At 33.5% G+C, this 11647-nt stretch carries 9 protein-coding genes; 4 read left to right on the top strand and 5 right to left on the bottom strand.

What is annotated here, in order from left to right; translation table 11 throughout:
* Positions 1 to 1852, bottom strand: a 1852-nt coding sequence (coa, locus tag JV528_RS14135; protein ID WP_204254857.1) for a staphylocoagulase, incomplete at its 3' end; no start/stop codon positions are given.
* Between the two features lie 189 nt (positions 1853 to 2041).
* On the opposite strand from coa, the gene JV528_RS14130 reads away from it, so the two are divergent.
* Positions 2042 to 2386: a complement inhibitor SCIN family protein gene (locus JV528_RS14130; RefSeq protein WP_000211600.1), complete on the top strand. Its 345-nt coding sequence runs from the start codon at positions 2042 to 2044 to the stop codon at positions 2384 to 2386.
* Positions 2387 to 2549: 163 nt separating this feature from the next.
* On the opposite strand, the gene JV528_RS14125 is transcribed toward JV528_RS14130, so the two are convergent.
* From JV528_RS14125 to pflB, 4 genes are all read right to left on the bottom strand, one after another.
* Entirely contained in the window at positions 2550 to 4313 is a 1764-nt protein-coding gene (locus tag JV528_RS14125; protein WP_000822597.1) for a glycerophosphoryl diester phosphodiesterase membrane domain-containing protein, read from the bottom strand.
* A gap of 104 nt (positions 4314 to 4417) precedes the next feature.
* Positions 4418 to 4645, bottom strand: a complete 228-nt coding sequence (locus JV528_RS14120; RefSeq protein ID WP_001108313.1) for a hypothetical protein — start codon at positions 4643 to 4645, stop codon at positions 4418 to 4420.
* Complete coding sequence (gene pflA / locus JV528_RS14115) at positions 4635 to 5390, bottom strand: pyruvate formate-lyase-activating protein (RefSeq protein ID WP_000911657.1); 756 nt, start codon at positions 5388 to 5390, stop codon at positions 4635 to 4637. Before pflA ends, JV528_RS14120 begins: the two co-directional genes overlap by 11 nt.
* 22 nt (positions 5391 to 5412) lie before the next feature.
* On the bottom strand, positions 5413 to 7662 hold the full coding sequence (gene pflB, locus JV528_RS14110; RefSeq protein ID WP_000894660.1) for a formate C-acetyltransferase: 2250 nt from the start codon (positions 7660 to 7662) through the stop codon (positions 5413 to 5415).
* 587 nt (positions 7663 to 8249) lie between these two features.
* Here pflB and JV528_RS14105 point away from each other — a divergent pair.
* From JV528_RS14105 to JV528_RS14095, 3 genes are read left to right on the top strand one after another with little or no spacing between them, the layout of a single operon-like run.
* Positions 8250 to 9218, top strand: coding sequence for an ABC transporter substrate-binding protein (locus JV528_RS14105; protein ID WP_065315773.1), 969 nt, complete (start codon positions 8250 to 8252; stop codon positions 9216 to 9218).
* On the top strand, positions 9215 to 10771 hold the full coding sequence (locus tag JV528_RS14100; protein WP_065315772.1) for a sensor histidine kinase: 1557 nt from the start codon (positions 9215 to 9217) through the stop codon (positions 10769 to 10771). Before JV528_RS14105 ends, JV528_RS14100 begins: the two co-directional genes overlap by 4 nt.
* Complete coding sequence (locus JV528_RS14095) at positions 10764 to 11522, top strand: response regulator transcription factor (protein WP_204177096.1); 759 nt, start codon at positions 10764 to 10766, stop codon at positions 11520 to 11522. The genes JV528_RS14100 and JV528_RS14095 overlap by 8 nt, the downstream gene beginning before the upstream one ends.
* Positions 11523 to 11647 lie beyond the last annotated feature (125 nt).

The following is an 11647-nucleotide window of genomic DNA, read 5'->3' as shown; positions in this document are numbered from 1 at the left end:
TTACGTTATATGCATTTGTTTTACTTGGTTTCTTGTATGTCGGACGAGCTCCATATGATACTTGGCCATTTCCGTGTGTTGTTACGTTATATGCATTTGTTTCGCTTGGCTTGTTGTATGTCGGGCGGGCGCCATATGATACTTGGCCGTTTGCATGTGTTGTTACGTTATATGCATTTGTTTCGCTTGGCTTCTTTTGTGTTGGGCGAGCTCCGTATGATACTTGGCCGTTTGCATGTGTTGTTACGTTATATGCGTTTGTTTCTGATGCCTTGTTTTGTGTTGGGCGGGCGCCGTATGATACTGTGCCATCTTGATTTGTCGTTACGTTGTATGCGTTTGTTTCTGATGGCTTGTTGAATCTTGGTCTCGCTTCATATCCAAATGTTCCATCGTTGTATTCACGAATACCTGTACCAGCATCTCTATATTTCACATACTTAGGTGTTTTGTTAAATTGCGGTCTCGGACCATATTGAGAAGCTTCTGTTGTTTCAGTTGCTTGAGGTTTAACTTCAATATCACTTGATTCTCCTTGAATACCTTTCAACGTTGATTCAGTACCTTGTGGTTTTATTTCAAGTTTAGATGAGCTACCTTCAAGACCTTCTAAAATTGGGTTCGGTGTCGTCGGTTGAGTATAATTGTCGCTTAAAGATGGACCGCTTTGTTCCATTGTTGGGAAATCTGGACCTTGAACGATTTCACCTTGTAACGTTTTATTTTCCATCGTTGGATATTCCGGACCTTTCACAATTTCACCTGTAATTGTGCCCTGTGGAATTTTAACTAATGGTTGTGCAACTGGTTGTGTTGTTTCTTCAGCTTTACCAGCCGTAGTTTTAACCTCTTGTTGGTTATCAAATTTAGGTGATTGAGGGTCTTCAACTTTGTTCTCTTCTTTTACAACAGGAGATTTTGTTTCAGATTCACCGTATTTTTTTACAGTTTTAGTTTTCCAAGATTCGTCAGCGTTTGCTACTGCTTCTCTTGTTTCTTTGACTAGAGCCTCAAAACCTTCACTGTGATTTTTATAGTGATGTTTACTACTATCATAACTCGTAATATTACCAGGCTTATTTAAACCAGTTTCTATAAAGAAATCTTCAATAATAGATTCTAAATCTTTTATCATTTCTTTTTCAATTCTTTCATTAGAAATACGATGCGGTTTATCCTCATCACCTAAAACTAAATCTACTTTCGCTTTTAACTCTAATGCCTCAGTTTTATGTTGTGTATCCCTAACAAATGCAAAATAAACACTATATGCTTTATTTGCTAAATCATCAACTCTAGAAGTAGCCTTCTCTTCCATTTCATCAGTAAATGGTTTCAAATCATGATGTTGATTTTCTATTTTTTCAACATCTTTCTCAAAGTCTTTTACAGCACTTTTTAATGATTCTGTTAACTCATTATATTCCCTCATAGTTAAATCTTCTATTGTATATTGATCGAATGTTTTCATTTTAACTTTAGAGGTTGGATTCTCTTCTTTATATTTTTGGTATAATTTTTTGTATTCCTCATACTGCACTTTTTTTCTTTCTAAAAGGTATTGGTCTTCCCCTAAAATTCTTGTCATCAATTTATCTTTTGCATCTTTATACTCTTTTTCGCCATAATGATATGTCTCTAAAATATCCAATGCATTGATAAATTGAGATTCTAGACTAGTTAATCTCCCTTTTAAATACCAGTCTGAAATTAATGTCCCATATTTACTGTTCTCATTCACTCTTGACTCTTTGCTATAATCCTTTGTTACTATCGCATCTGCTTTGTTATCCCATGTAAATAAGCTAGATGCAACTGCTAATGCGCCTAGCGAAATTATTTGCTTTTTCATAATTTTTTAATTCCTCCAAAATGTAATTGCCCAATCTACATTAAAGAAACAAAATATTAAAAGACATTAACTATATATTAACTAGAATAAACAAAGCATTAACTATCTTTTTGTTATAGTTAATTAGCTTTGCAATATACAATAGTGTATAATTTTTTTGATTAATGTACATCAAAGGAGTAACAAAGCATGACAACACAAATGAAAATCAAAACATATTTAGTTGCTGGTATTAAAGCGGCGCTCCTTGATACGACTGGTATTAAATTAGCAAGCAAATCTGAAACTACATCACATACGTATCAACATCAAGCGCTTGTAGATCAATTACATGAATTAATAGCAAACACTGACTTAAATAAATTATCGTACCTAAATTTAGATGCGTATCAAAAACGCGATATTTTAGCTGCGCACTATATTGCTAAATCCGCTATACGCACTAAAAATTTGGATCAAATGACTAAAGCGAAACATAGATTAGAAAGTATTTACGATTCAATTTCTAACCCTTTGCATTCACAAAACAATTAATAATTTACCAATAAATCATATATGTGTTTTGGACCCCACATTATCTTATAAATCCTTGTCATATGATTATAAACGAATGAAACGATTGCCTATCCCATAGATAGCAACGTTAAAAAGACCTCTGAAAGTATCATCTTGATAACTTTAGAGGTCTTTGTTTATATTATTCAAATAATATTCTTATAGAACGATCGAAGTATGTTTCGTCTTTCTTTTCTTCTTTAATCTGATCAGCTAATGCTGGGTCATCTGTGATAATACCATCAACATTGGTTTGTAAGTATTTCGTTAAATCTTCTTCGCCGTTAATGGTCCAAGTATAGACTTCTTTATTTTCCAAGTGTGCTTGATTAACAAGTCTTGGCGAATAAGAAAAATCTTCGATGACAAAGAAATCTAATGATGTTTCTTTAAAATGACCAAACTGTAACGGAATGATATAACCACACTTGAGATATGGCGCTTCTTTTTTTAACTTAGTCATCACATCATAATCCAATGACATCACACGATATTGATGTTCAACACCATGCTTTTTCAAAATATCAATAACACGTTGTGTATAATCTGCTGGTTCTTTACCATGTGGCTTTAACTCTACTAGTAGCTTCACATTTGATTGTTTAGCCGTTTCAATAAATTCGTCTAAGGATACAAGTTTTGCTTCATGTCCATTTTGACGCATTTTCAAACCGACGACATCTTTGAAATTAGATTCAGAAATGTTTTTATTAACACCTGTTAAACGTTTCAAATTGTTATCATGACTAACAACAAATTGTTTATCTTTCGTCATAATTGTATCTAACTCAACGTATTCGACATTCGCTTTTGCAGCAGCTTTCAATGACGGAATAGAATTTTCAACGCCTTTATCTTCGAAACCACGATGGCCAATAATGGAGATATTTGTATTGATAGTATTATTGTAAAGTAAGTACATGTTATAACCGACAAAACATGTCACTGCAAGCACCATTGAAATTATAAAGAACCTAGACTTCCGTTTCGGTTTTGGGTATTTAAATTCTAAGCCCGGTTGGTCTAATACATTCTCTTGTTTTAAGTGCAGTACTAACACACTGATTAATGATAATTTCGTAAATAAATAATAGAAGAACAATGAACTTTTCAATACAACAAATAAAATTGATGAGACTAAAAACTTATCTCCTTCTTCATCTACACAAATAGCAAGATATGTTGCTCCTGAAATAATTAATGTTAAAATCGCACCAATGATGAGTTCCAATATAACTATTTCTATAACAAGTCGAAACTTATTTCGCTTCGTAATTTGCCAACTTAGTCTCATATTTTTAAATAACGACTGGCGGTTTAAAATCGTTAACGGTAAGGTAAATATTAATTTAAAGTTTAATATAAATACAGCAATCATAAAGGTACCGTAAATGATTATACCTTTCGTCGTTTTCATAAGTTCTTCCGTTAAAAATTTAGGTATGTAAATATTTTTTGTTAATACTGAACTTAGTCCTAGGTTGGCAATGGGTATCATTAACATTAAATAAATGACAAAGAAAATAACTGGTACACCTATGAGTTTACGCACATTTACAAAGGCATTTTTAAAAATGGATTTAAATGTAATAATCTGTCGATCAAAGCCGGCATAAACCATATAAACTAACAATGAAAACTCTACATAAATCAGAAAGGCAACACTTAATATGAATATAATAAGAAGTATCACACTGGCAGGGTGACTTACGATTTCCATCCAATTGTTAATCGTAAGTTGGCTTTGCCCAGCTACTTTTAACATCATATTAAATAGTAAAATTAAGTATGTACTACTAATAAAAATCATGATTAACTGCAATAGTAAGGCATTAATGCTAAAACGCCCTTTATTTTGATACAGTAATTTAAATACTGCCCATATATCTTTACTAATTCTCTTCATAATCACGCTCCGCATTGCTTTAATATTAAGTTTCATCTTAATATTTTTCATTACTCAGGGTCAATAAAAATTTGAAAAGACTCATATTCATATGCAAGTAGCAATTAATAACCCATTCGATGATATTGGAACCCCACCTTTAACAAGGCTTCACATTCTTTATCAGCATAGCTACTTACAAAAACGTCTTCCTTCAACCATTGTAGAAGTTGTCTCATATACCTACTACGTCTTGCTAATACTCTATACTCAATTGAAAAAGAAGCATATGCCCCTTCACTCTTGAAGTTACATATGCTTTCTTTTCGGTCTGAATTGTATTTATAATTCAACGGGAATTTTCCCTTTGAAGTTAACATAACGGTAGGCTGCTTTAACAGCTTCATCATCGGGCGCTTCGACATCTTCTAATTCATATGCAATGCCCAATGTTTTCCACTTATGAACACCTAACTGATGATATGGCAGAATTTCAAACTTTTCGACGTTATCAAGAGAATTAATAAATTCCCCTAGTTTAATTAAATCGTCTTTATCATCAGAATAACCAGGCACAAGGACATGTCGAATCCATACAGGTTGTTTCATATCTGACAGTTTGCGCGCGAAGTTAAGGATGTGTGTATTAGGCTTTCCTGTCAATCTAATATGTTTGTCATTATCAATATGTTTTATATCTAATAATATCAAGTCTGTATGTTTTTGTAATTCTTCAAAATGCCTTTGAAATGCTTTTGTATCATTAGCACATCCAGCCGATGTGTCTAAGCAAGTGTGCACACCATTTTCTTTTAATTCTGCAAATAATTTTTCTAAGAATGGCATTTGTAACAATGGTTCGCCACCACTGACTGTTACACCGCCACCCGATGCATCAAAGTATGGTTTGTATGGTAATATTTCATTCACCATTTCATCAACTGTGACTTCTCTTGATGGCTCACTAATTTTCCAAGTATCTGGATTGTGGCAATACAAGCATCTAAGTAAGCATCCTTGTGTAAATAATATATATCTTAATCCCGGTCCATCGACAGTACCTAAACTTTCGACAGAATGTAAGTGTCCCTTAAGCATAGTGCTCCCACCTTAAATTTTGTTACATACTTTCATGGAATGTACGAGAAATTACATCTAATTGTTGTTCACGTGTTAATTTAATGAAGTTAACAGCGTAACCAGATACACGGATTGTTAACTGTGGATATTCTTCTGGATGTTCCATTGCATCTATTAATGTTTCACGGTTAAACACATTAATATTTAAGTGGTGACCACATTGCATTGCATAACCATCTAACATACTAGTTAAGTTACGGTTTTGATCTTCTGGTTCTTTACCTAATGATTTTGGTACGATACTGAATGTATTTGAAATACCATCTTTACAGCAATCGTAAGGGATCTTAGCTACAGAACTTAATGAAGATAATGCACCTTTTTGGTCACGGCCATGCATTGGGTTTGCACCTGGTGCAAATGGTTCGCCAGCTTTACGTCCGTCTGGTGTGTTACCAGTTTTCTTACCGTATACAACGTTTGAAGTAATTGTTAATACACTCATTGTATGTTCTGAATCACGATATGTTTTATGACTACGTAATTTAGTCATAAATCGTTCTACTAAATCAACTGCGATATCATCTACACGGTCGTCATTGTTACCGTATTTAGGGAAGTCGCCTTCGATTTCAAAGTCTACTACAAGACCTTCTTCGTTACGAATTGGTTTAACTTGTGCATATTTAATTGCAGATAATGAGTCAGCTGCTACTGATAAACCAGCGATACCTGTTGCCATTGTACGTACAATTTCTGTATCATGTAATGCCATTTCAATACGTTCATAGCTGTATTTATCGTGCATGTAGTGAATAACATTTAATGAGTTAATGTAAACACCTGCTAGCCAATCCATCATTTGATCAAATTTCTTGAATACTTCGTCATATTCTAATACTTCGCTGTTAATACCTTCGAAGTTTGGACCAACTTGTGCACCAGATTTTTCATCTTTACCACCATTGATAGCGTAAAGTAATGTTTTAGCTAAGTTCGCACGTGCACCGAAGAATTGCATTTGTTTACCAATTGTCATCGCTGATACACAACATGCGATACCATAGTCATCCCCATAGCTTTCACGCATAATGTCATCATTTTCATATTGGATAGAACTTGTTTTAATACTCATTTTTGCACAGTATGTTTTGAAGTTGTCAGGTAAACGTACTGACCATAATACTGTTAAGTTTGGTTCTGGTGCTGGACCTAAGTTATCTAATGAGTGTAAGAAACGGAATGAGTTTTTCGTAACAAGTGGACGTCCGTCAATACCTACACCACCGATAGATTCAGTTACCCAAGTTGGGTCTCCAGAGAATAATTCATTGTAATCAGGTGTACGAGCAAATTTAACAATACGTAATTTCATGATGAAGTGGTCAATAATTTCTTGAACTTCGCTTTCAGTAATAACACCTGCTTTAAGGTCACGTTCAGCATAGATATCTAAGAATGTTGATGTACGACCTAAACTCATTGCTGCACCGTTTTGTTCTTTAATTGCAGCAAGGTATGCTAAGTATAACCATTGTACTGCTTCTTTGAAGTTTTCTGCTGGACGGCTTAAATCGAAACCATATTTTTGTCCAAGTTCTTTTAATTCTTTTAATGCACGATATTGTTCTGATAATTCTTCACGTAAACGAATTACATCTTCTGACATTTCTGTAGACATCGTGTTGAAATCGTGCATTTTTTCTTCCATTAAGAAATCTACACCATATAAAGCTACACGACGATAGTCACCGATAATACGTCCACGTCCGTATGCATCAGGTAAACCAGTGATTACACCTGCTTTACGGCAGTTCAACATTTCTCTAGAATATGCATCGAATACACCTTGGTTATGTGTTTTACGATAATCTGTAAAGATTTTTTCAGTTTCTTCGTCTAATTCGTAACCGTAAGCTTCACAAGCTGCTTTCGCCATACGAATACCACCGAATGGTTGCATTGAACGTTTGAATGGCTTTTCAGTTTGTACACCTACAATTGTTTCTAAATCTTTGTCTAAATAACCAGCATCATGAGATGTGATTGTTGAAGCTACTTTCGTGTCCATATCCCACATGCCGCCACGTTCACGTTCTTCTTTCGATAACTGCATTACTTGTTCCCAAAGTTTAGAAGTTGCTTCTGTTGGTCCTGCTAAAAATGAATCATTACCTTCATAAAGAGTGTAGTTTAATTGGATAAACTCTCTTACATCTACGTGTCTGTTCCATCTTCCATTTTTAAATCCTTGCCAAGCTGTTGCATGATTTTTATTTGTTTCTAACATACTAAACGCCTCCATCTGTATAATGTTGTGAATTTGAAATGCTATGTTAACGTTTTCATAGTCATTGTAGCATGTTTGTTGTGATTTTTTTCACATAAATTATGTACAATTTTCATCAAATGTATGTCAAAACATAGAAACTGTACTAATTTGTGTAACAGTAATATGCTAATTGCATTCTGTTACACAACAGTTATAATGTTCACTATTTTCATTGCTTTAAAAGTTAATTTAGGTGGATATATTTGTTTATAAAAAATGATTGTTAATAAGCGTTAAATCAATACTTAGAAAGATTTACTTTTATATATGAAGAGACTGGATTAAATACTTTTATTGACGTAAAAATTTACTTTTGAACCGTTCAATATCTTGCCAATTTTTATATAACAGCTTCAAATAAAATATAACAGTTTGACTTTACAGCCTCGGTAAGTCGTCTTGACAAACAAAAATTATGTGCTATCACAACATTTGCAACGTCTTAACAAGTCATCTATAAACATTTCTAAATATTTAACATTACTTATGCGTCATTTATTGCTAAAATTATTGTATTAAAATATACATAGAATTGATGGGATATCATGAAATCAAAAATTTATATCTTGCTATTATTTCTCATTTTTTTATCATCATGCGCTAATACGCGTCACTCTGAATCAGATAAAAATGTATTAACAGTTTATTCTCCGTATCAATCAAACTTGATTCGTCCAATTTTAAATGAATTTGAAAAACAAGAGCATGTCAAAATTGAAATCAAACACGGATCTACTCAAGTACTGCTTTCAAACTTGCATAATGAAGATCTTTCGGAGCGTGGTGATGTCTTTATGGGTGGTGTGTTATCAGAAACAATTGATCATCCAGAAGATTTTGTTCCCTATCAAGATACATCTGTAACACAGCAATTAGAGGATTATCGCTCGAACAATAAATATGTTATTAGCTTTCTATTAATGCCAACAGTTATAGTAGTTAATTCAGATTTACAAGGAGATATTAAGATTCGAGGTTATCAAGATTTATTACAACCTATACTTAAAGGTAAAATTGCGTACTCAAATCCAAATACAACAACGACAGGTTATCAACATATGCGTGCTATTTATAGCATGCATCATCGAGTAAGTGATGTGCATCAATTCCAAGACCATGCGATGCAACTGTCAAAAACGTCTAAAGTCATTGAAGATGTTGCAAAAGGTAAATATTATGCAGGTCTAAGCTACGAACAAGATGCACGCACATGGAAAAACAAAGGTTATCCTGTATCAATCGTTTATCCAATTGAAGGAACAATGTTAAATGTTGATGGTATTGCTTTAGTTAAAAATGCACACCCTCATCCTAAGCGTAAAAAGTTAGTACAATATTTAACAAGCCGCTCAGTACAGCAGCGATTAGTTGCAGAGTTCGATGCCAAGTCAATTCGAAAGGATGTTAGTGAACAAAGCGATCAGTCTATCGAAAATCTTAAGAACATACCTTTAATACCGAAATCTAAATTACCGGACATTCCGCATCATAAATTTTTGGAGATGATTCAATGACGGCATACAAACCTTATAGACATCAGTTGAGACGATCGTTATTTGCGTCTACTATTTTTCCAGTATTTTTAGTCATTATTATTGGACTAGTAAGCTTCTATGCCATCTATATTTGGATTGAGCATCGTACGATTCATCAACATGTTAATGAAAGTCAGTCATCTTTACATCACACTGAAAAGCAGATTCAGACATTTATTACACAGCATAATAATTCGTTTCAAGAGCTCGATTTAACAAATCATCATGATGTTACCGCTACAAAACGTGAATTATTAAAATTAATACACCAACAGCCCGCAACACTTTATTATGAGTTATCTGGACCAAATCAGTTTATAACCAATAATTATGAACATTTAAACACTAAAAATATGTATTTATTTTCAACGCATCGGCTTAAATTCAAAAATAGTACATATATGCTTAAAATTTATATGGCTAACACCCCACGTTTAAGTGAAATCAAGAAAGATAGCCGACAATTCGCACTTATCGTTGATCAGTATGACAATATTTTATACGCCAACGATGACCGTTTTACTATAGGTGAAAAGTATAGACCACAACAATTCGGATTTATGAATGAATCTGTAAAATTAAACCATGCTGACCATCGTCTCATTATTTATAAAGATATCCATGAAAACATTGAAGATGGTATCACGTTGTTAATTGTTATGGCTGTAGTTCTTGTTTTACTAGTAATATTTGGTTTCATTAGTGCAGATAATATGGCTAAACGACAAACAAAAGATATCGAAACGATTATTCAAAAAATTTACTATGCCAAAAATCGTCATCTAGGTACATATACGCCTTTAAAAAACAACAGTGAACTAGAAGAAATTAATAATTATATTTACGATTTATTTGAATCAAATGAGCAACTGATCCATTCTATCGAGCATACAGAACGTCGCTTGCGTGATATTCAGTTAAAGGAAATAGAACGCCAATTCCAGCCTCATTTCCTATTCAATACGATGCAAACAATACAATATTTAATTACGTTATCTCCGAAATTAGCACAAACTGTGGTCCAACAATTATCGCAAATGTTACGTTATTCATTACGTACAAACTCACATACAGTGGAATTAAACGAAGAGTTGAACTACATTGAACAGTATGTTGCGATACAAAACATCCGTTTTGATGACATGATTAAGCTCCATATCGAAAGTTCTGAAGAAGGGCGTCACCAGACAATTGGTAAAATGATGCTTCAGCCACTCATAGAAAATGCTATTAAACATGGTAGAGATACTGAGTCACTGGACATTACTATACGCCTGACATTGGCACGTCAGAATTTACATGTTTTAGTTTGCGACAATGGTATTGGGATGTCGTCATCTCGCCTGCAATATGTACGCCAATCTCTTAATAATGATGTATTTGATACTAAGCATTTGGGATTAAATCATTTACACAATAAAGCAATGATTCAATATGGGTCACATGCACGACTCCATATTTTTTCAAAGCGTAATCAAGGTACGTTAATTTGTTATAAAATACCACTTTCAAGGGGGAATGTAGATGTTTAAGGTTGTTATTTGTGATGATGAGCGAATTATTCGAGAAGGTTTAAAGCAAATCATTCCTTGGGGAGACTATCATTTCAATACAATATACACTGCTAAAGATGGTGTTGAAGCATTATCACTAATTCAACAACATCAGCCAGAATTAGTAATTACTGATATTCGTATGCCACGTAAAAATGGCGTCGATTTACTCAATGATATTGCGCATCTAGATTGTAATGTCATCATATTATCGAGTTACGATGACTTTGAATATATGAAAGCCGGCATTCAACATCATGTTCTTGATTATTTATTAAAACCAGTGGACCATGCGCAATTAGAAGTTATTTTAGGAAGATTTGTCCGTACCTTATTAGAGCAACAATCACAGAACGGCCGTAGCTTAGCATCTTGTCATGATGCCTTCCAACCATTATTAAAAGTAGAATACGATGATTATTATGTAAATCAGATTGTTGATCAAATTAAGCAATCTTATCAAACGAAAGTGACTGTTTCAGATTTAATTCAACATATCGATGTTAGTGAATCGTATGCGATGCGAACATTTAAAGATCATGTTGGTATTACAATTGTCGATTATTTAAATCGCTATCGTATTTTACAATCTCTGCAATTGTTAGATCGACATTATAAGCACTATGAAATTGCAGACAAAGTAGGCTTTTCAGAGTATAAAATGTTTAGCTATCATTTTAAAAAATATTTACAAATGTCGCCAAGTGATTATTGTAAGCAAGCAAAATAGATTAACAAATAGCTAATGATTATGGCGCATCCATTTTGTTCTATGAAAAAGCGGACTGCTAGAGAAGTTTTCACTTTTCTTTCAGTCCGCTTTTTAGAGAGTTTAAATATAAAACAATACTCCCT

The sequence above is a fragment of the Staphylococcus sp. GDB20D11A genome (assembly GCF_016893255.1).
Lineage (GTDB): Bacteria > Bacillota > Bacilli > Staphylococcales > Staphylococcaceae > Staphylococcus > Staphylococcus aureus.
Note: the sequence above shows the minus strand (reverse complement) of the source record. Positions and strands in the feature narration are given on the sequence as shown.